We start from the raw sequence: 305 nt of genomic DNA, 5'->3' as shown, positions 1-305 counted from the left end.
TTTTTAGTGTGTGGGGGGTTTTTTTTTGTTTTTTGGGTTGGGGGTTTTTTTTGTTTGGGCGGTGTTTTTTGTTTTTTTTTTATTTTTTTTTGTTTGTTTTTTTTTTGGTGTTTGTTGTGTGGGGGGTGTTGTTTTTTGTGGTGTTGGGTGGGGGTGGTTTTTTTTTTTTGTTTGTTTTTTTTTTTTTTTTGGAGTTGTGTTTATTTGTTGTTGTTTGTTTCGGCGGGGGGGCGTGGTGTGTCGGGGTGTATGGGGTTTGTTTGTTTTTGGTTTTGTTGGTGGTGGGGTAGGGGTGCGGGGCCCCC

At 40.3% G+C, this 305-nt stretch carries 1 protein-coding gene; it reads left to right on the top strand.

Annotated features, from left to right (window positions below; translation table 11 throughout):
• The coding region (locus tag PUR61_RS45100) for a hypothetical protein (protein WP_443035105.1) at positions 1-305 on the top strand (305 nt) is incomplete at both ends.

The organism is Streptomyces sp. BE20 (assembly GCF_036322525.1).
In the GTDB taxonomy this organism is placed as follows: Bacteria; Actinomycetota; Actinomycetes; order Streptomycetales; family Streptomycetaceae; genus Kitasatospora.
The sequence above is the reverse complement of the archived record's forward strand: the minus strand, read 5'-3'. Positions and strand labels throughout refer to the sequence as shown.